At 72.6% G+C, this 20,219-nt stretch carries 11 protein-coding genes; 5 read left to right on the top strand and 6 right to left on the bottom strand.

What is annotated here, in order from left to right:
* Positions 1-202: 202 nt before the first annotated feature.
* Both AB0C38_RS11925 and AB0C38_RS11920 read right to left on the bottom strand, forming a co-directional pair.
* A complete protein-coding gene (locus tag AB0C38_RS11925; RefSeq protein ID WP_360670601.1) occupies positions 203-469 on the bottom strand; it encodes a hypothetical protein in 267 nt (88 codons plus the stop codon).
* Positions 470-586: 117 nt separating this feature from the next.
* Positions 587-1,354 carry an alpha/beta fold hydrolase gene (locus AB0C38_RS11920; protein ID WP_360670598.1) on the bottom strand — a complete coding sequence of 256 codons (768 nt, stop codon included), beginning with the start codon at positions 1,352-1,354 and terminating at the stop codon, positions 587-589.
* A gap of 163 nt (positions 1,355-1,517) precedes the next feature.
* Between AB0C38_RS11920 and AB0C38_RS11915 the strand changes: the two genes are divergently transcribed.
* Complete coding sequence (locus tag AB0C38_RS11915; RefSeq protein ID WP_360670595.1) at positions 1,518-4,100, top strand: LuxR C-terminal-related transcriptional regulator; 2,583 nt, start codon at positions 1,518-1,520, stop codon at positions 4,098-4,100.
* A complete protein-coding gene (locus AB0C38_RS11910; protein WP_360670592.1) occupies positions 4,097-4,258 on the top strand; it encodes a hypothetical protein in 162 nt (53 codons plus the stop codon). Before AB0C38_RS11915 ends, AB0C38_RS11910 begins: the two co-directional genes overlap by 4 nt.
* A 123-nt stretch (positions 4,259-4,381) precedes the next feature.
* Here AB0C38_RS11910 and AB0C38_RS11905 read toward each other — a convergent pair whose 3' ends face one another.
* The 3 genes from AB0C38_RS11905 to AB0C38_RS11895 are packed head-to-tail and all read right to left on the bottom strand — an operon-like array spanning position 4,382 to position 7,378.
* Positions 4,382-5,344 (bottom strand): NAD-dependent epimerase/dehydratase family protein, encoded by a 963-nt coding sequence (locus tag AB0C38_RS11905; protein ID WP_360670589.1) that lies wholly within the window; start codon positions 5,342-5,344, stop codon positions 4,382-4,384.
* Between the two features lie 11 nt (positions 5,345-5,355).
* Complete coding sequence (locus AB0C38_RS11900) at positions 5,356-6,648, bottom strand: nucleotide sugar dehydrogenase (RefSeq protein WP_360670586.1); 1,293 nt, start codon at positions 6,646-6,648, stop codon at positions 5,356-5,358.
* A gap of 46 nt (positions 6,649-6,694) precedes the next feature.
* Positions 6,695-7,378, bottom strand: a complete 684-nt coding sequence (locus AB0C38_RS11895) for a PIG-L family deacetylase (protein ID WP_360670583.1) — start codon at positions 7,376-7,378, stop codon at positions 6,695-6,697.
* 292 nt (positions 7,379-7,670) lie between these two features.
* Between AB0C38_RS11895 and AB0C38_RS11890 the strand changes: the two genes are divergently transcribed.
* Entirely contained in the window at positions 7,671-18,548 is a 10,878-nt protein-coding gene (locus tag AB0C38_RS11890; RefSeq protein WP_360670580.1) for a type I polyketide synthase, read from the top strand.
* A gap of 85 nt (positions 18,549-18,633) precedes the next feature.
* Here the strand turns inward: AB0C38_RS11890 and AB0C38_RS11885 are convergent, their stop codons facing one another.
* Entirely contained in the window at positions 18,634-19,359 is a 726-nt protein-coding gene (locus tag AB0C38_RS11885; protein ID WP_360670578.1) for a TetR/AcrR family transcriptional regulator, read from the bottom strand.
* Positions 19,360-19,436: 77 nt separating this feature from the next.
* Here AB0C38_RS11885 and AB0C38_RS11880 point away from each other — a divergent pair, with 77 nt between their 5' ends.
* Both AB0C38_RS11880 and AB0C38_RS11875 read left to right on the top strand, forming a co-directional pair.
* The gene (locus AB0C38_RS11880) at positions 19,437-19,871 is read left to right on the top strand and encodes a hypothetical protein (RefSeq protein WP_360670575.1); all 435 of its coding nucleotides are present in this window, start codon (positions 19,437-19,439) and stop codon (positions 19,869-19,871) included.
* A gap of 111 nt (positions 19,872-19,982) precedes the next feature.
* Positions 19,983-20,219, top strand: a complete 237-nt coding sequence (locus AB0C38_RS11875; RefSeq protein WP_360670572.1) for a hypothetical protein — start codon at positions 19,983-19,985, stop codon at positions 20,217-20,219.

Below are 20,219 nucleotides of genomic sequence, written 5' to 3'. Positions count from 1 at the left end.
TCGGCGCGAGGGAGAGGGCCGCGGCCAGGGCACTCGGTACCGCGGTGTCTTGGAATGACTCATTGAGGTCTTGAGAGCTCCTGAATGACTCATTCAAGACCTTCGAAGACACCAGGCTCGCGGATCGCCGCACCAAACAGGGGCGCTCGACGCGAGCCCAAAACACCCGGACGAACGCCCCCAGGCGTCCGCCGCGGGGTCCTCACACCTCGGCGAGCAGCCCCAGGGAGCACAGGGACCCCGCCAGCAGCATCATGTCGTAGCGGGTGTCCTCGACGTCCGTCTCCCACAGCTTCGCCAGCACCGCGCTCGCGCGGTCCATGTCGCCGTTGTGCTGCTTCAGGGCGATCCACATCGCCGCGGCCACCGGCTCGCACTCGACCTGGCGGCTCGTGTTGCGGCAGCTCAGCTGGAGGTGGCCGTTGGGGAGCATCCGCTGGGTGACACCGGGAACGGTCTGGATCGCCATCATGACTACCTCCGGGGGGTGGGTCGTTTTCTCGATGTACCCAGTTTCGCGGACCGGGACCCGCCGGACCATGGGGTCCGCACCTGAACTCCGCCTGGGGTTTCCTCACCCCACCCCCTAGGGGCTCCAGTCACCCAGCCGGGCCTTGACACTGGCGAGGACGCCCTCGAGCTGCGCGTTCAGGTAGAAGTGCCCACCGGGGAAGACCTCCACGACGCACTCGCCGGTCGTGTGGACGCGCCAGGCGTCCGCCTCGGCGATCTCCGTCACCGGGTCGGCGTCGCCCACCAGGACGTGGATCGGGCACTCCAGCTCGCGTCCCGCGCGGTGGCGGTACGTCTCGACCGCCGTGTAGTCGCCGCGGATCGCGGGCAGCACCATGCGCAGCAGCTCGTCGTCGCCCAGCACCGCGCTGTCGGTGCCGCTGAGCTCCTTGATGGCCGCGATCAGGCCGTCGTCGTCGCGCTGGTGGATGTATTCGATCCGCTGGGCGGACGGTGCGCGGCAGGCGGACGCGAACAGGCCCAGCGGCCGCGCGCCCCGCGCTTCGAGACGTAGGGCGACCTCGTAGCCGAGCGTCGCGCCCATGCTGTGGCCGAAGAGCGCCACCGGGCGGTCGAACCACGGGCCGAGGTCGTCGGCGATCGCGTCGGCCATGGTCCCGACGTCGTCGTGGCAACGCTCACTGAGGCGGTCCTGGCGGCCGGGGTACTGGACGGCGACGATGTCGGCGTCCAGCCCGGCAGCGGTGGCCGCGCGCGAGAACGGGAAGTAGGCCGTCGCCGACCCGCCCGCGTGCGGCAGGCAGACGAGCCGCACGGCGGCGTCGTCGGCCGCGTGGAAGCGCCGGATCCACCGGCTCGTTCTTTCGTTAACGGCAGTCACAGTTTCCGAAGTGTTCGGGGCTTTCCCCGCTCTGACAACCCCTAGCGAAACTGTGTCGGATTCACTCCGTTGGGTGACTTTAGATTGCGGTTGGCCCTGCTTAGGCGCCTGCTGCGAACGTCGTAGGGGCAGGAAGACAACCGCCTGCTTCGAGGAGCTTGCGATGGGCGCGATCTGGGGGCAGAACCGCCGTGAAAATCCGCAGGGGGCCTTGGCTTTTCTCGAGGACCTGCTGATCGAATGCGACGCCGGCGTGGGAGAGACGGTGCTGGTCGGTGGGGGACCGGCCAGCGGGAAGACACACTTGCAGCACCAGGTGGTGGTGCGGGCGAAGGAGCTGGGCATCGTCACGCTCGCCGCCGCCGGCGCCGCCGACGAGCGCGACGTGGACGGCGGGGTGATCGACCAGCTGCTGGCGAGCCCGCTGCTGCCGCCGTCGCTGATCGGGCACACCGCCGGCGGTGGCATCGACGAACGGATCGCCGCGCTGTGCAACGCGGTGCACCGGCTGGCCCGCGAACGCGCGGTGCTGGTGGCCGTCGACGACCTCCACCACGTGGACGAGACTTCGGCGCGGCTCCTGCTGCGCCTGCAGCGCCGGGCGCCGTCCGCCGCGCTGCTGCTGGTCCTGAACCACGCCGACGGGTCGTACGCGGACTCGCCGTTCACCTCGCTGCCGCACCGGCACGTGGAGCTGACGCCGCTGTCGGTCCAGGCCATCGCGGAGCTGGTGCCGGCCGGCGGTGCCGGGCTGCCCGAGCAGATCCACGAGCTGAGCGCCGGGAACCCGCTGCTGGTCCGGGCGCTGGTCGATGCCCACCGCGGCAGCACGGACACCGGCTCGGCGTACTCCGAGGCCGTGCAGCGGCTGCTGCACCGCTACGGCTCGCCGCTGCGCGAAGTAGCGACCGCGATCGCGGTGCTGGACAGCGACGTCACCACCGAGGCCGTGGCCATCGTCGCCGGGGTCGACCCGCTGGAGGCCGAGGCGTCCACCGGGCGGCTCGCCGAAGCGGGCCTGGTCGCGGGCGTCCGGTTCCGGCCGCCGGCCGCCGCCGCGGTGGTGGGCGGGCTGCGCGGGCCCGAGAAGGTCCGGCTGCACGAGCGCGCCGCCGAGGTGAAGCACGCACGCGGGCTGAGCCCGGCCGAAGTCGCCCGGCACCTCGTCGCCGCGGGGGAAGCGGAGGCCGACTGGGCGCTCCCGGTGCTGGTCGCCGCGGCGGAGCAGGTGATGCTCGGCGACGACATCGAGTTCGCCACCCGCTGCCTGAAGCTCGCCGCCTCGGTCGCGAAGGCACGGTGGGAGCAGCAGACGATCTCCCAGCTGCTCGCCAAGATCACCTGGCGCGTCAACCCGGCCGCCGCCGCGCCGCACCTGAGATCGTTGCGGGAGGCGGGTTCGCTGGACCGGTCCGACCGGATCGGGCTCGCCCGGCAGTCGCTGTGGCTCGGTGACCGGGACACCTTCGAGCGCTCGTTCGCCGCGCTCGAGCACGACGTCGAACCGCTCGACCCGCGTACCTCGGCTGAGCTCATCCTGGCCGGCTACTGGCACTACGGCGTCTCGACGACGACAGCCGACCCGGGCGATCCCTGGCTGCACACGGCGAACTCCCTGGCCGCGGTGTGGCGCACCGGGGGCACCGAGACGACTTCGGCGTGCGCGGAACGGATCCTGCAGAACTGCCGGCTCTCGGACACTTCGCTGGAAGCGCTGGCCACGGCGATCCTCGCGCTGGCCCACGACGACAAGGCCGACCGCGCGGAAGGCTGGTGCACCTCGCTCAGCGAGGAAGCCGAGTACCGGGGCGCGATCACGTGGAAGGCGATGCTCGACGCGATCGGCGCGAGCCTGCTGCTGCGCCGGGGCGACGTCGCCGGAGCCGTGGACCTCGGGAACCGGGCGCTGGCCATGCTGGACGCGCCGAACTGGGGCGTCGCGATCAGCTACCCGCTGGCGACGCTGCTGATCGCGCACACCGCGTCCGGGGCGTTCAAGGACGCGGCGGCGGTGCTGCGGCAGCCGCTGCCGGACGCGGCGTGGGCGACCCTGGGGGGCATCCGGTACCTGCGGGCCCGTGGGCACTTCCACCTGGCGACCAACCGCGGCCTGGCGGCCGTGAGCGATCTGCAGCAGTGCCGGCGGATCCTGCACGAGCAGGAGCTGGAGCTGCCGGCGGTCCTGCCGTGGCAGGCCGACCTCGCGGAGGCGAACCTGGGGCTGGGCAACACGGCCATCGCCGTCGAACTGGCCAAGCAGTCGCTGGCCGGCCCGGCCGACGTGTACTCGCGCGGGTCCGCCCTGCGGGTGCTGGCGCTCGCCGGCGACGCGGCGGCCCGCCCGGGGCTGCTGAACCGGGCGGCGGAGGCGTTCAAGGCGTCTGGCGACCGGCTGGAGCTGGCGAAGACGATGCGCACGATCAACCACCTGAGCCAGCGCGCGGAACGCGCCGGCAGCCTGGTGAAAACGGTGCAGGTGCCGCGCCAGGGCCGGTCCCGGCCGGCGGTTCCCCGCCCGGTGGCGCGCCCGGAGCCGGCGTCGCCGTCGGCGTCCGTGCTGAGCGAGGCGGAGCTGAGGGTGGCCGAGCTGGCCGTGGAGGGCCGCACGAACCGGCAGATCGCGGAGACGCTGTACATCACGGTGAGCACGGTGGAGCAGCACCTGACCCGCGTGTACCGCAAGCTCGGCGTCGCGGGCCGGGCCGCACTGGCCGGCGAGTTCGCCGACGCCGAGGGCGTGCAGTGAACGAGCTGCTCACCGAAGTCGAGTTGCGGGTCGCCGAGCTCGCCGCGGACGCGACGGAGATCGAGGCCATCGCGGAGGCGCTGAAAGTCGGGCCGGACGAGGCCGCCGGGCTCCTGGAGACGGTGTACCGCAAGCTGGGGCCGGCCGGGAGCGCATGAAAGACCCTTTCACCGCGTCCGACGCGGTGAAAGAGTCTTTCATGGCTTCTCGGCGCCGAGGAACCCCCCGAACGCGGCGAAGGCCACCCCGGGCGAACCGGGGTGGCCTTCAAAGCAACCAGCTCAGGAACCGCGCTGGTCCGCGACGACCGCCGCGATGATGTCGTCCAGCGTCCGCGTCGGCGAGAACCCGATCTGGCCCAACGCCTTCTCGCAGTTCGGGATGCGGCGCTGCATGTCCTCGTAACCGTCGCCGTAAGCCTCCTCGTACGGCACCTTCGCGATCGTGCTCGACGAGCCCGTCGCCGAGATCACGCGCTCGGCGAGCTGGGCGATCGTCGTCTGCTCGGTGCTGCCGAGGTTGAACACGTTGCTGTACGCCGTTTCGTCGGACAACAGGGCGACCAGCGCCGGCACGACATCGTGGACGTGGCAGAAGCACCGCGTCTGCTGGCCGTCGCCGAACACCGTGATCGGTTCGCCCGCCAGTGCCTGCTTGACGAAGCGCGGGATGACCATCCCGTACCGGCCGGTCTGGCGGGGGCCGACCGTGTTGAACGGGCGGACGATCACCGTGCGCAGGCCGTGCTCGACCGCGTACAGGTACGCGAACGTCTCGTCCAGCGCCTTCGCCTCGGCGTAGGACCAGCGGTTCTTCAGCGGCGAGCCGATGATCCGGTCGGCGTCCTCGGTGAGGCCGTCGGCGGTGTTCTTGCCGTAGATCTCGCTCGTCGAGGCGACCAGGATCGGGACGTCGTGCTGCAGCGCGGCGTCCAGCATGTTCTCCGTGCCGTGCAGGTTGGTGCGGAGGCTTTCCATCGTCTTGTCGAGGATGGTGAAGACGCCGACCGCGGCCGCGAGGTGGAAGATCGCGTCGATGCCGGCCATGCACGCCTCGACCGCCGAGGGGTCGGTCACCGAGCCGCGCACGAAGCGGAAGCCCGGGTTGTCCCGGAAGCCGGCGAGGTTGTCGAGCGTGCCGGTGCTGAGGTTGTCGAGCGCGACGACCTCGTGGCCGCGCTCCAGGAGGTGCTCGGTCAGGTGGGAGCCGATGAAACCGGCGCCGCCGGTGATGAGGTAACGCACGTCGTGTCCTCTCAGTTCGCGAAGAGCGAGGGGTCGAAGCGATAAGTGGCGTCGATGACGACCGGGCACTGCCCGAGCCAGTCGTACCCGTGGCCGGGCTGGATGGTGTGGATCAGCGCGACGTCCCACTCGTCGCCCTCCGGCTCGACGACGCTGTCCAGCTGGCCGCCGGTGACGCGGATGGTCGACACGAGCGGGTCGTGGTAGCCGACCTTCGCGCCCTTGGCCGCCAGCAGGTCGATGATGTCCAGCGCGGACGACGACCGGACGTCCTGGACGCCCGGCTTGTACGTTACGCCGACCACGAGCACGCGGGCGCCCGCGAGGCCCTTTCCGTTGCGGGACAACGTGCTGACCACGCGGTCGACGACCTGCTTGGGGCGTTCGGCGATGGCGTGCATGGCCTGGGTGACCAGCGGTGCGTTCTGCTGCGTCGCCCGCAGCTGCCAGAGCAGGTAGTGCGGGTCGCACGGGATGCAGTGGCCGCCGACGCCGGGGCCGGGGTGGAAGGCCATGAAGCCGTAGGGCTTGCTCGCCGCCGCGTCGATGACCTCGATCGGGTCGATCGAGAAGCCGTCGCTGATCTCCGCGAACTCGTTGGCCAGCGCGATGTTCACCGCGCGGAAGGTGTTCTCGTACAGCTTGGTCAGCTCGGCGACCTCCGCCGAGCTGACGCAGTGCACCGCCGGCGTCAGCAAGTTGATGACGCGCTGCGCCATCGCGGTGCACGCCGGCGTCACGCCGCCCAGGACACGCGGGGTCTCCTGCTGCGTGTGCGTGACGTTGCCGGGGTCGATGCGCTCTGGGCTGGACGCGACGAAGATGTCGCGGCCGACCTTGAACCCCTTGGCGACCAGCGGTTTCACCAGCAGCCGCCCGGCGGTGCCGACGTAGCTGGTGGAGGTGAGGATCAGCGTCTGGCCGGCCCGGGCGTGCGCGATCAGGGCCGTGCAGGCGCTCTCCAGCGGGCCGAGGTCGGGCATCAGGTACTCGTCCAGCCCGGTCGGCACGCACACCAGGACCGCGTCGGCCTCGGCCATCCGCGCCAGGTCGGCGGTGAGCTGGAAGTCCTCCTGGTGCACGGCTTTCTCCAGCCGGCGGTGGTCGGCCTCGATCAGGTCGACCTCGCCGGAGCGGATCGAGTCGAGGCGGTTCTGCGAAAGGTCGATGCCGATGATCCCGACACCGCTCTCGTGCAGGCCGAGCGCGGTCGGCAGCCCGACGTACCCCATCCCGATCACCGCGACGGAGGTCAGCTCGTTCAGCTCGGCCAGGATTTCGTGTTCAGCGACAGTACTCGTCATTGCGGTTCACCCGTCTCTTGCACATAAAAGGTGGTGAGGGGCGGTGTCAGTGCACGGCCCGGACGATTTCGAAAGCCTCGGCGAGGCCGGTGGAGATCTGCGAACCGCGGTACTCCGCCAGGGCGCGGACCCCGCGTTCGCTGCGCGGATGGGGCCAAGGCTCGAGTTCCTTGCCGTACGCCCGCAACGCTTCGATCTTGCGCTCGACGTGCGTCTCCTCGAGGCGCTGCCAGCAGTTGGGGCGGAAGGCGACCGGCAGCCCGGACGCCTCGCCGACGTCGGTGGCCGAGCGGATCTCGAAGGTCCGCACCTCCTGCACGCTGCCCTTGCCCGGCCGGCCCGCCACCCGGGCGGCGCGGCTGACCAGCGCGTGGTCGGTGCTCAGGTCGCACATGCTCGTGGTGAAGATCGTGTCGGGCTCGAAGTCCCGGACCTCGTTCTCCACCGTCCGGTTGAGCTCGAGGTGGCTGACGGTGTCGAGGCGGTTGTCGCCGAACTCGTGGATGCGCACGCGTTCGATGCCCAGGGTCTTCGCGGCCAGCTCGATCGCGGCGGTGCGGTTGACGACACCGGCGCCGTTGGCCGACCGCGAGCCGTCGTCGTTGGTCAGGATGCAGAGCGCGATCGTCACGCCCTCATCGGCGAGCCGCGCGATGGTGCCGCCCGCGCCGAGCGTCTCGTCGTCGCCGTGCGCTCCCACGACCAGCAGCTTGCTTATTTTCCTGCGCATAACGGATCCCCAGTCTTGGTGCTGATGGAAGTGCCGTCGCACGGCATCGCGAGCAACAGAAGTGTCTTCCGGAAATCTGACACCGCCGACCAGGACCGACAACCCCTAAAGACCGTCTAAAGCGGACCTTGGCGGGGGCGCGGACGGCCGGCCTAGGGGCGGGATTCCCGTGTCATCCGGGGCCTTTAGGGGTGGGTGCGCCCGCGGCGCGCTCGTATCGTCAGCTCCATTGCTGTGGGGGCGCGCGCGATCCCCCTTTCCAGCGCAGGCGACGTGGAAGGAAAGAGGACTCGTGGGCAACTCCGAAGACAAGCTGGTCGGTGCGCTCCGTGCCTCCCTCAAGGAGAGCGAGCGGCTGCGCGAGAAGAACCGGCGGCTGACCGACGCCGCGCGGGAACCGATCGCGATCATCGGCATGGCCTGCCGGTTCCCGGGCGGCGCCACGTCCCCGGAGGAGCTCTGGCGCCTGCTGGACGGCGGCATCGACGCGATCGGTGAGTTCCCCGCGAACCGCGGCTGGGACCTGGAACGCCTCTACGACCCGAGCGGTGAGCGTGCGGGCTCGAGCTACGTGCGCGAAGGCGGCTTCCTCCACGACGCCCTGGACTTCGACGCCGACCTCTTCGGCATCAGCCCGCGCGAGGCTCTGCTCATGGACCCGCAGCAGCGGCTCCTCCTGGAAACCTCCTGGGAAGCCTTCGAACGCGCCGGCATCGCGCCGCATTCGGTGAAGGGCAGCGCCACCGGCGTCTTCGCCGGCACGATGTACCACAACTACCAGGGCAGCTACGGCTCGTCCGGTGTCATCTCCGGCCGGCTCGCCTACACCTTCGGCCTGGAAGGGCCCGCGGTCACCATCGACACGGCCTGCTCGTCCTCGCTCGTCGCGCTGCACATGGCGGTGCAGGCGCTGCGCAGCGGCGAGTGCTCGCTCGCCCTCGCGGGCGGCGTCTCGGTGATGTCGACGCCGCGCACGTTCGTCGAGTTCAGCCTCGACGGCACGCTCGCCCGCAGTGCCCGCTGCCGCGCGTTCGCCGACTCCGCCGACGGCACCGGCTGGTCCGAGGGCTGCGGGATGCTGCTGGTGGAAAAGCTTTCCGACGCTCGCCGCAACGGCCACCCGGTGCTCGCGATCGTCCGCGGCACCGCGATCAACCAGGACGGCGCGTCCAACGGCATGACCGCGCCCAACGGTCCCGCGCAGCAGCGCGTGATCCGCCAGGCGCTCGCCAACGCCCGCGTCAGCCCCGACGAGGTCGACGTCGTCGAGGCGCACGGCACCGCCACCAAGCTCGGCGACCCCATCGAGGCCGGCGCGCTGCTCGCCACCTACGGCCAGGGCCGCCCCGAGAACTCGCCGCTGTGGCTGGGTTCGGTGAAGTCCAACGTCGGCCACACGCAGGCCGCGTCCGGCGTCGCCGGCGTGCTGAAGATCGTCCTGTCCCTGAACAACGGGGTGCTGCCGCAGACGCTGCACGTCGACCAGCCGACCCGGCAGGTCGACTGGAGCGCCGGGCAGGTCGAGCTGCTCACCGAGCGGCGACCCTGGGAGCGCAACGGCCACCCGCGCCGCGGCGCCGTCTCGTGCTTCGGCCTGAGCGGCACCAACGCCCACGTCATCCTCGAAGAGGCCCCGGACCCCGAAGACACCGCCGAGGAGACGCCGCGCGACGACGCCGCGATCCCGTTCGTGCTGTCCGGCCGGACGCCGCAGGCGCTGCGGGCGCAGGCCACGCGGCTGCTCGCGGACCTCGACGGGAACCCCGCGGAGCCGCTCGACATCGCCCGCACGCTGGCCGCCGGGCGCACGCACCTCGACCACCGCGCCGCCGTCGTGGCGAGCGACCGCGACGAGCTCCTCGCCGCGCTGCGCGCGTTCGCCGACGGCGAGCCGGGCGCGCTGACCGGCGTCGCCCGCGGGGAGACGAACACCGCGTTCCTGTTCTCCGGCCAGGGTTCCCAGCGTCCCGGTATGGGCTCGGTCCTCGCCGCGAAGTACCCGGTGTTCGCCCAGGCGTACGCCGAGACCTGCACCGAGCTCGACCAGCACCTCGACCGCCCGATCCGCGAAGTGATCGACACCGACGCGGACGCCCTGTCACAGACGCAGAACACGCAAGCCGCCCTGTTCGCCTTCGAGGTCGCGCTGTTCCGGCTCGTCGAGTCGTGGGGCCTGGTCCCGGACGCGGTGTGCGGCCACTCCATCGGCGAGCTCGCGGCGGCCCACTGCGCCGGCGTGCTCTCCCTCGCCGACGCGGCGAAGCTGGTCGCCGCCCGCGGCCGGCTGATGCAGGCGCTGCCCACCGGCGGCGCGATGGTCGCGGTCGAGGGCACGGCCGACGAGGTCGCCGCCTACGATCCACAAGGGACAGTCGACGTCGCCGCCGTCAACGGCCCGCGTTCCGTCGTCATCTCCGGCGACGAAGACGCGGTCATCGCGATCGGGGACAAGTTCGTCGACGCGGGACGCCGGACGACGCGGCTGAAGGTTTCGCACGCGTTCCACTCGCGGCTGATGGACCCGATGCTCGCCGATTTCCGCGCCGTGGCAAGGAGTCTCACTTACGCGCAGCCCGAGCTGACCGTCGTCTCGAGCGTCACCGGCGCCGAGGTCTCCGCCGAGCTGACCGATCCCGAGTACTGGGTGACCAACGTCCGGCAGCCGGTCCGGTTCGCCGACGCCGTGCGCGCGCTGGCCGCCGAGGGCGTCAACCGGTTCCTGGAGCTGGGCCCGGACGCGCCGCTGACCGCCGCCGTCCCGCAGTCCGCCGACACCGCGGTCGCCGTCGCGGCCCAGCGCCGGGACGTCCCCGAGGACGTCGCCGTCGCCACCGCCCTCGCCACCCTGCACGTCCGCGGTGTCGCGGCGGACTGGGCCGCGCACTTCGCCGCCCGCGGCGCGGGCCAGGCGGCCCTGCCGACCTACGCCTTCCAGAACCAGCGGTACTGGCTGGAGGTGTCGAACGAGTCCGGCGACGTCTCCTCGATCGGCCTCGACCCGGTCGACCACCCGCTGCTCGGCGCGGCCACCCTGCTGGCCGACGCCGACGGCGTGGTGCTGTCCGGCCGGATCTCCGCCACCACCCACCCGTGGCTCAACGACCACGTCGTCGGCGGCGCGATCATGCTGCCCGGTACCGCTTTCGTCGAGCTGGCCGTCCGCGCCGGCGACGAGGTCGGCTGCGGCCGCGTCCGCGACCTGACCCTGCACGCCCCGCTGGTGCTGCCCGCGAAGGGCGCCGCGCGGATCCAGGTGCGGATCGGCAAGCCCGCCGCCGACGGGTCCCGCCCGATCGGCGTCCACTCGCGACCGGACGACCTCGCCGCCACCGGCGGCTGGACCCGGCACGCCGACGGCACGCTCGCCCCCGCCACGGCCGGCACCGCGTTCGACCTGAGCGCGTGGCCGCCCGCCGGGGCCGAGGTCGTCGACATCGACGGCATGTACGACCTGCTGGCCGAGTCCGGCATGGCCTACGGCCCGGTCTTCCAGGGCCTGCGCGCGGCCTGGCGGGCCGGCGAGGACATCTACGCCGAAGTCGCCCTGCCCGAGCAGGACCGGCTCGGCGCCGAGGCGTTCGGCCTGCACCCCGCGGTCTTCGACGCGTCGCTGCACGCCGTCGGCCTGAGCAGTGCCGCGGGGGAGGGCACCACGCTGCCGTACTCGTGGTCCGACGTCGAGCTGCTGGCCGCGGGCGCGGCTTCGCTGCGGGTGCACGTCCGTCCGGCCGGGCCGCTGACGGTCGAGCTGCGGCTGGCCGACTCGGCCGGGGCGCCGGTCGCCCGCGTCGGCGCGCTGGGGCTGCGCCGGATCAGCGAGGAACAGCTCGCCGCGGCCCGCGCGAAGCCCGGTGGCACCGACTCCCTCTACCGGGTCGACTGGGTGCCGGCGACGCTGCCGGACGTCTCCGAAGCGCCGGACCTCACCGTGTACGAGGTCAAGCCGGGAACGACCGCCGCGGCAGCGAAGAAGGCCGTCCACAGTGCCCTGTCCGAGATCCAGGAGTGGTCGGCCGCGAACGCGTCCGGCCTGCTGATCGTCGTGACCGCCGCCGACCTGGCCGGCGCTGCCGTCGCCGGGCTCGTCCGCTCGGCCCAGGTCGAGAACCCGGGCCGGATCGTGCTCGTCGAAGGCACCGCGACGCCGGAGCAGCTCGCCGCGATCTCCGCCGCCGACGAGACCTCGGTCCGCGTCGCCGAAGACAAGGTGACCGTGCCGCGGCTGGCCCGCGCCGTGCCCGAGGCCGCCGAAACGCCCGACTGGGGCACGGTGCTGCTCTCCGGCGGTACCGGCGCGCTGGGCAAGCTCGTCGCGAAGCACCTCGTGCGGCAGCACGGCGTCAAGAACCTCGTGCTCGTGAGCCGCCGGGGACCGGACGCCGCCGGCGCACCGGAGCTGGTGGCCGAGCTGGCCGAGCTGGGCGCCGAGGCGACCGTCGTGGCCGCCGACCTCGCGAACCGCACGAAGGTCCGTGCCCTGCTGAAGAAGTACCCGGTGAACTCGGTCGTCCACGCCGCCGGTGTGCTCGACGACGGCGTCCTCGCCTCGATGACACCTGAGCGCATCGACGGCGTCTTCGACCCGAAGGCCCTGGCCGCCTGGCACCTGCACGAGCTGGCCGGCGACCTCACCGCGTTCGTCACGTTCTCCTCGGCCGCCGGTGTGCTCGGCGCGCCGGGCCAGGCCAACTACGCCGCCGCCAACGCCTTCCTGGACGCGCTCACCGAGGTGCGCCGCGCCGAGGGCAAGCCGGCGCACTCGCTGGCGTGGGGCATGTGGGAGTCGTCGGCCGGCATGGCCGGGGAGACCCACGGCAAGCGCGGCCTCGGCGCCTTCGGCGTCGACGAGGGCCTGGCGCTGTTCGACGCCGCGGTCGGCGCGGCGGGCGACCTGTACGTCCCGATCAAGCTCGACCTGCCCGCGTGGCGCGACGCCGGTGGCGTCCCCGACCTGCTGCGCGGCCTCGTCCCGGCGTCCCGTCGGACGGTGTCCGACCGCGACGCGGGCGCGAACTCGTTACTGGGCAAGCTGATCCGGCTGCCCGCCGAGAAGCGCCTCGACCACCTGCTCGACCTGGTGGTCCAGCACTCGGCCGCGGTCCTCGGCCACGGCTCGGCCGACCTGGTCGACGCCGACCGCGCGTTCAAGGACCTCGGGTTCGACTCGCTGACCGCGGTCGAGCTGCGCAACGCGCTCAACGAGGCCACCGGCCTGAGCCTGACCGCGACACTCGTCTTCGACTACCCGACCGCGGGCGACCTCGCGGCACACCTGCACGAGTCGCTGCTGGGCGAACTCGGCGACGCGGGGGAGCCCCAGGAAACCGTCGTCGTCGCGAGCACCGACGAGCCGATCGCGATCGTCGGCATGGCCTGCCGGTTCCCCGGCGGCGTCACCACCCCGGACGAGCTGTGGGACCTGGTGGTGGCCGGCCGCGACGGCACTTCGCGGTTCCCGGAAGACCGCTCGTGGGACCTCGACTACTGGCTCGGCATGGCGGCGGCCTCGGGCAAGGAGCCCAACGGCGGGTTCGTCACCGGCGCCACCGACTTCGACGCCGGCTTCTTCGGCATCAGCCCGAACGAAGCCGTGATGATGGACCCGCAGCAGCGGATGCTCCTCGAAGCGTGCTGGGAGGCGTGCGAGTCCGCGGGCATCGACCCGTTGTCACTCAAGGGAACCGACACCGGCGTGTTCGCCGGCGTGATGCAGTCCGACTACGACCCGGGCCCGCTCGGCACGGTCGAGCACAACGGCCTGTTCCGCGGCTCCGGCGCGCTCGGCAGCGTCGTGTCCGGCCGGGTCGCCTACACCTACGGGCTGGAAGGCCCCGCGGTGTCGATCGACACCGCCTGCTCGTCATCGCTGGTGGCGCTGCACCTGGCCGTCCAGGCGCTGCGGCAGGGCGACTGCTCGCTGGCCCTGGCCGGCGGCGTGGCCGCGCTGGTCTCGCCGGAACCGTTCGTGCACTTCGACAACAGCGGCACCGCCACCGACGGCCGGACGAAGGCCTACTCGGCGGCGGCAGACGGCGTGGGCTGGGCCGAAGGCGTCGGCCTGCTGGTCGTCGAGCGGCTGTCCGACGCCCGGCGCAACGGCCACGAGGTCCTCGCCGTGGTCCGCTCCAGCGCGGTCAACTCCGACGGCGCGTCCAACGGGCTCACCGCCCCGAACGGCCCGTCGCAGGAACGCGTGATCAAGCGCGCACTGAAGCTCGCCGGCCTGACGACGTCCGAAGTGGACGCGGTCGAGGGCCACGGCACCGGCACCACGCTGGGCGACCCGATCGAGGCCAACGCGCTGCTCGCCACCTACGGCCGGGACCGGTCCGAGGACGAGCCGCTGTGGCTGGGGTCGGTCAAGTCGAACATCGGGCACGCGCAGGCCGCGGCCGGCGTCGCGGGCGTGATCAAGATGATCCTCGCGATGCGCCACGGCGAGCTGCCGATGACCCGCCACGGCGACGACCCGTCGCCGCACGTCGACTGGTCCGCGGGCGCCGTGCGGCTGCTCGCCGAGACGATCCCGTGGCCCGACCGGGGGCGGCCGCGCCGCGCCGGCGTGTCGGCCTTCGGCTACAGCGGCACCAACGCGCACGTGATCCTGGAGCAGGCACCGCCGGCCGAAGCGGTCGAGCCCGTGCGTGCCGCGGGGGAGCGGCCCTCGGCGCTGCCGCCGTGGCTGCTGACCGCGCGCACCCCGGAGGCCCTGCCGCTGCAGGCCGCCGCGCTGCTGACCCACCTTTCCGAGAACCCGGAGCTGGACCCCCTGGACGTCGGCTTCTCCCTGGCCGTGCGCGAACCGGTGCTGCCTTACCGCGCCGCGGTGGCCGGGGACGACCGCGCCGAGCTGATCGCCGGGCTCACCGCACTGGCCGCGGGCGACGACTCGCCCGCCGTCGTGCGGGGGACCGCCCGCGGCGGCCGGACGGCGTTCCTGTTCCCCGGGCAGGGCACCCAGCGGCCCGGCATGGGCCGCGAGCTGTGCGCCGCGTTCGGCGTTTTCGAGCACTCCTTCACGCAGACGAGCGCGTTGTTCGACGGCCACCTCGGCCGGTCGCTGCGGCAGGTCATGTTCGCCGAGGAAGGCACGGCCGACGCCCAGTTGCTCGACCGGACGGCGTTCACCCAGGCCGCGCTCTTCACCATGCAGGTCGCCCTCTACCGCCTGGTCGAGTCGTGGGGCCTGCGTCCCGATGTGCTGATGGGGCACTCCGTCGGCGAGATCGCCGCGGCCCACGTCTCCGGGGTGCTTTCGCTGAAGGACGCGGTGAAGCTCGTCGCCCACCGCGGCCAGCTCATGCAGGAGCTTTCCGGCGGTGCCGTCGTCGCGGTCGAAGCCGTCGAGGACGAGGTGACGCCGCTGCTCACCGCCGCCTGCGGGATCGCGGCGATCAACGGACCCACGTCGCTCGTGGTTTCCGGCGCGGAGACCGACGTGCTCGCGATCGCCGAGCACTTCACGGCGCAGGGCCGCCGCACCAAGCGGCTGGTGATCAGCCAGGCGATCCACTCGCCGCTGCTCGACGAGATCCTGGACGAGCTGCGCGAGATCGCCGAGGAGCTCACCTACGAGCCCGCCCGGATCCCGATCGTGTCCACAGTGGACGGCGCTGCGGTGGACCCGGAACGCTGGACCGACCCGGAGTACTGGGTGGCCAACTGCCGGCAGTCCGTCCGGTTCCTCGACGGCGTCCACGCCCTCGAGGCCGCGGGAGTCAGCCGGTACGTCGAGCTCGGCACCGACGGCACCCTCGCCGCGATGACCCAGAGCTGCCTGGCCGGGGACCCGCGCGACGCCGTGGTGATCCCGCTGCGGGCCAAGACGCAGGCGGAGGTCCGGGGCGCGCAGCTGGCCGCGGGCCGGTTCTTCGCCCACGGCCTGGGCCTGACCGGCGCGAAGCTGTTCCGCGGCGCCGAGCGTGTCGCGTTGCCGCCGTACGCGTTCCACCGCAGCCGCTACTGGCCGGACGTCGACATGGAAGCCCTGCACGCCACCGGTGACCTCACCGCGACCGGGCTCGACTCGACCGAGCACCCGCTGGTCTCCGCCGCGCTCGCGGTGGCGGGCTCCACGCAGGTGGTGCTGACCGGGCAGATTTCGGTGTACACGCACCCGTGGCTGGCCGACCACACCGTCGGGGGCACGATCATCTTCCCCGGCGCGGGTTTCGTGGAGCTGGCCGTGCGGGCCGGGGACGAAGCCGGCTGCCCGCGGCTCGACGAGCTGACCCTGGAAGCACCGCTGGTGCTGCCGGAGCTGGGCAAGGTGCGGCTGCAGGTCGTCGTCGACGAGCCGGACGCTGCCGGCCACCGCGCGGTCTCCGTGTACTCGCAGACCGACACCGACGACCCCTGGGTCCGGCACGCGGCGGGCCGACTGGCGCCCGCTGCCGGCGCGGAGCCGGCCGGGCTGACGGCCTGGCCGCCCGCCGGTGCCGAACCGCTGAACCTGGACGGGCTCTACGAAGGATTCGCCGCCGCCGGACTCGGCTACGGGCCCGCGTTCCAAGGCCTGAGCGCGGCCTGGAGCCGCGACGGCGAGGTGTTCGCCGAGGTCGTCCCGGCCGACGCCGGGACCGCCGGGTTCGGGCTGCACCCGGCCGTCTTCGACGCCGCGCTGCACGCGATCGGCCTCTGCGACGCCGTGACGGTCGCGGGCGGGCTGCCCTTCGCGTGGACGGGGGTCGAGCTGCACGCGGCGGGGGCGTCCCGGCTGCGGGTGCGGGTCGTCCCGCTCGGCGCCGACTCCGTCTCGCTCGAGCTGGCGGACCAGACCGGCCGCCCAGTCGCTTCGGTGGGCTCGCTCGTGCTGCGGGCCGGGGCGACGGGCGTTTCGGTGGTCCGCCCGCCCAAGTCACTCCACGGCTGGGCGTGGCAGCCGGTCCCCGTGCCCGCCGGCCCGGTGTCCGACGTCGAGATCCTCGATCTGCTCACCACGGACTCGGTGACGGACACCCTGGCCCGGGCGCTCGACCGGGTGCGGGAACGGCTGAGCGGGTCGCAGGCCACGATGGTGGTGGTCACCCGCGGCGCGGTCGCGCTCGACGGCGAAGACGTCACCGACCTGGCCGGTGCGTCAGTGTGGGGCCTGATCCGCTCCGCGCAGTCGGAAAACCCGGGCCGGTTCGTGCTCGCCGACATCGACGACCACGCCGGTTCGGCGGCCCTGCTGCCGCGGCTCGCGGCCGCCGGGGAACCGCAGCTCGTCGTCCGCAACGGCGTCGCGTACGGCGGGCGGCTGACGCGCCTCGCGCCGTCGTCCGACGCCCCCGCGACGACGTTCGACGCCGACGGCACCACGCTCGTCACCGGCGCCACCGGCGCGCTCGGCTCCCAGCTGGTGCGCCACCTGGTCACCGAGCACGGCGTGCGGAACCTGCTGCTCGTCAGCCGCCGCGGTGCGGCACCCGGCCAGGTCGAGGAGCTGACCGAGCTGGGCGCTTCCGTCACAGTCGCCGCTTGCGACGCCGCCGATGCCGGCGCACTCGAAGGCGTGCTCGCCGCGATCCCGGCCGAGCACCCGCTGACCGCGGTCGTGCACCTGGCCGCGGTCGTGGACGACGCGACCCTCCCGTCGCTGACCCGCGACCGGCTGGCCGCGGTCCTGCGGCCGAAGGTCGACGCCGCGCTCAACCTCCACCGGCTGACGTCGAACTTGGGTGCGTTCGTGCTCTTCTCGTCCGTCGCCGGGCTCTTGGGCAACGCCGGCCAGGGCGCTTACGCCGCTGCCAACAGCTTCCTGGACGGGCTGGCCGCGCACCGTCGCGCTCAGGGCGTTCCGGCGCAGTCCCTCGCGTGGGGGCTGTGGGACGCCACCGCGACGCTGTCGGAGGCCGACCGGGCGCGGATGGCGCGCACCGGCCTGTCACCACTGTCCACAGAGGAAGGCCTGGCGCTGTTCGACGCGGCGTCCGCCCGGCCCGAAGCCTTGCTGGTGCCGATGAAGGTGGACACGGCTTCGGAATCCGGCGACGTCCCGCCGGCCTTCCGGGCACTGGTTCCGCCCACGCGGCGGACGGCTTCGCGGGCGGAGGGCGGTCCGACGCTCAAGGAGCGTCTGGCCGGGCTCGAGCCGCTGCAACGGGAACGGGCCGTGCTCGACCTGGTCCTCGACCGGACCGCGGGCCTGCTCGGCTACTCCGGCGGCAGCGCGATCGAGGCGCAGCGGCACTTCCTCGAGTCCGGTTTGGACTCACTGACCGCCGTCGAACTGCGCAACGGGCTCAACGAGGACACCGGGCTGCGGCTGCCGCCGACGGTCGTCTTCGACCACCAGACCCCGGCGGGGCTGGCCGCCCACCTGCTGTCCGAACTGGACGGTTCCGGGCCGGCCCCCGAACCGGCCGGCGAACCCGACGCGCTGGCGGACGTGTTCGCCGACGCGGTGCGGGCCGGGCGCGTGCAGGACGGGCTGAGCATGCTGGCCGCGGTGGCGAACCTCCGCCCGGCGTTCACCTCGTCCGCCGACATCGACGGCCTGCCGGCCCCGGTGCGGCTGAAGGAGGGCACGGCCGGGGCGCAGCTGTTCTGCTTCAGCACGCCGGTCGCGACCGGCGGTGTCTACCAGTACGCGAAGCTGGCCGCCGGGTTCGACGACGGCCGGGAGCTCCACGCCGTGCCGATGCCCGGTTTCCTGCCGGGAGAAGCCCTTCCGGCGACCCCGGAGGCGATCGTCGAGGTGCTGGCGGAGAGCCTGCGCAAGTCCGCCGGCGACCGGCCGTTCGCGCTGCTCGGGTACTCCTCGGCGGGCATCCTGGTGCACGCCGTGGCGGAGTGCCTGGAGCGCGGCGGCACCCCGGCCGCGGGCATCGTGCTCCTGGACACGTACGTGATCAACGGCGACGACGCGATCGGCGACGGCGCGGCGGACCTGGCGAAGGGCATGCTGGCGAACGAGTCGCAGTACGGCTCCTTCGACCGGGCGAAGCTGACGGCGATGGCCCGGTACATGGACCTGTTGCCCAGCATCGCGATCGGCGGCATCGAGACGCCGTCGCTGCTGGTCCGCGCCGGGGAGGCGTTCGACGCGGAGGCCCGCAACTGGCAGACGACGTGGTCACACGCCGACGAGGTCCGCACGGCGAAGGGGCACCACTTCACGCTGATCGACACCGACGCGCCTACGACGGCCGCCACGGTGGCCAAGTGGCTCGCGGGCCTGGACTGACGGCCGCCGGACGGCATGAAAGACTCTTTCACCGCGTCCGACGCGGTGAAAGAGTCTTTCATGCCACGGGTTCCGGCCGGGCGGCTCAGAAGATGCTCGCCATCCCGGCCACACCGGCCAGCACGGGCTCGAGCCCGGCGCTCAGGAACGCCTCGCGGTCCTCGGCGGTGACCGGGTACCGGCCGTCGGACACCAAGGCTGCCAGCTCGGCAGAGTCGTGACGGGCCAGGTTGGGCGAAAGGTGATCGCGCACGGCCTCGGCCTCGGCGGCCGTCGCCGGGGAGGCCAACCGGATCGCCGCCGCCGTGGCGAACCCCCGCACCATCGTCTCGCAGCCGAGCAGATGCTCGCCGCGGACGCCCGCCGCGGCGCACGCGCGCAGGAGGAGCTCGGTCCACGCCAGGCGGTTCGGGGTCACCGGGTCGCCGCGCATCGGCAGGTCCAGCAGCCAGGTGCGGCTCAGCAGGCGGTCGAGCACCGCCCGCGTCCAGTCGCGGACGTCGGCGCGCCAGTCGCCCGACGACGCCAGGCCCGGGGCCGGCGGGCCCCAGCCCGCGTCGGCGAGCAGGACCGTCAGCTCCTCCTTGGAGCTGACGTAGCGGTACAGCGCGTTGGTCGTCACGCCCACCTCGTGGGCGATGTTCGGGAGCGAGGCGTTCCCGACGCCCTCGGCGTCGGCGAGCCCCACGGCCGCCGCGACGATCTGGTCCACCGAGTGCGACGGCTTGGGCCCGCGGCGCGGCGGTGGCGTGCCGCCCCAGGCCAGTGTCATCCCGGGGGGCAGCTCCGGTGTGGTGTCCCTGTCCAGCATGGTGCGTCTTCCCTGGCGAGTGCTCCGGCAGTAAACTGTGAGAGTCTTACACTGATTTGGGCGGAGGGCGAGCGATCGTGAGCGAGAACAGGCCGGTGGCCACGGCCGTCGGCCGGCTCCTGTGGCCGGAGCGTACGCGGGTCACCGAGCTGGATCGCAAGCTCGCCGTCACGCGGATCGAGCACGACCGCGCCGAGGGCCGGGGCGAAGACGCCGAGGTCAGGCTGGCCCGCGTGCGGGTCGCCACCACCCACGCGGAGCTGGACAGCGCCGTCTCCGGCCGGTCCGGATCCTCGGTGCCGCCGATCCTGGAGGCCGCCCCGCGGGTCGGGCTGGCCGTCTGGGTTCTGGTGAGCCTGGTCAACGTCGCGGTCTACCTGATCATGGGCATGGTCAGCGGCCAGTGGGACGGGCCGTGGGTGCTGTGGCCGGTGCTCGGCGGCGGCCTGCTGGTGCTGGGCCTGTGGTCCACGCGGGAGCGGGACCGCCGGATGCGCCTCGGCGACGGGTGAACCGCAACCCCTGATCCCGCTCGCAGGGGTCCGGGTTCCCCTCAGGCCGGTACTGGGCTAAACTGTGCAACCCATACACAGATTTGTTCGTACCTGAGATCGGGGGCCGAGATGGCCGAGACGACAGACGGTTCCACGGCCGGGGGGCGCACGGCACTGAAAGTGGTCACGATCGTGTGGCTCGCCGGCACCGGCATTCACCTGCTGATCTGGCTGATCATGTGCTTCGCGACGCTCAGCCTGCACTCGCCGTTCTTCATCTGGCCGCTGATCGGCGGCGCGGTCATCGTGGTGCCCTGGTACCTCGCGACCCGCAACCGCTCGAGTGAACGGATCGCGCGGGGATGA

The sequence above is a fragment of the Amycolatopsis sp. NPDC048633 genome (assembly GCF_040650695.1).
Lineage (GTDB): Bacteria > Actinomycetota > Actinomycetes > Mycobacteriales > Pseudonocardiaceae > Amycolatopsis.
Note: the sequence above shows the minus strand (reverse complement) of the source record. Positions and strands in the feature narration are given on the sequence as shown.

Excerpts from the sequence above, each read along its gene's own strand:
- AB0C38_RS11925 (WP_360670601.1), bottom strand. The coding sequence starts at position 469 with ATGGCGATCCAGACCGTTCCCGGTGTCACCCAGCGGATGCTCCCCAAC.
- AB0C38_RS11915 (WP_360670595.1), top strand. The coding sequence starts at position 1,518 with ATGGGCGCGATCTGGGGGCAGAACCGCCGTGAAAATCCGCAGGGGGCC.
- AB0C38_RS11900 (WP_360670586.1), bottom strand. The coding sequence starts at position 6,648 with ATGACGAGTACTGTCGCTGAACACGAAATCCTGGCCGAGCTGAACGAG.
- AB0C38_RS11895 (WP_360670583.1), bottom strand. The coding sequence starts at position 7,378 with ATGCGCAGGAAAATAAGCAAGCTGCTGGTCGTGGGAGCGCACGGCGAC.
- AB0C38_RS11885 (WP_360670578.1), bottom strand. The coding sequence starts at position 19,359 with ATGCTGGACAGGGACACCACACCGGAGCTGCCCCCCGGGATGACACTG.
- AB0C38_RS11875 (WP_360670572.1), top strand. The coding sequence starts at position 19,983 with ATGGCCGAGACGACAGACGGTTCCACGGCCGGGGGGCGCACGGCACTG.